The organism is Aeromonas sp. MdU4, from assembly GCF_041929505.1.
Taxonomy (GTDB): domain Bacteria; phylum Pseudomonadota; class Gammaproteobacteria; order Enterobacterales; family Aeromonadaceae; genus Aeromonas.
Window position 1 is genome coordinate 924 of sequence record NZ_JBHFMW010000066.1, and the last position, 250, is coordinate 1,173.

Genomic DNA, 250 nt, shown 5'->3' on the forward strand with positions numbered 1-250 from the left:
GACCGGTCTTGGCCAGTGCCCACAGCTTGCGGCCACCTTTAAGTGAGCCAGCGGTTTCCAACTCAAAACCACCGGCTTCCACCAGGTCTTGGTAGAAGTGCAGCACCTCGTGAGGCTGTACTACGTTGTAGCGGTTTGAGACTACCGACAGAGGGGTGAGGGTATCGGAGCGATAAAGCACCTTGCTATCGCTGTAGGGACGGATATGCAGTGCATCGGAGGCGACGTTAAACATCACGTCGCTCTGCTC

Annotated in this window: 1 protein-coding gene; it reads right to left on the bottom strand. The window is 56.4% G+C overall.

Annotation, left to right across the window (positions count from 1 at the left end; translation table 11 throughout):
* The coding region (locus ACE1BR_RS23190) for a DUF932 domain-containing protein (RefSeq protein WP_374874440.1) at positions 1-250 on the bottom strand (250 nt) is incomplete at both ends.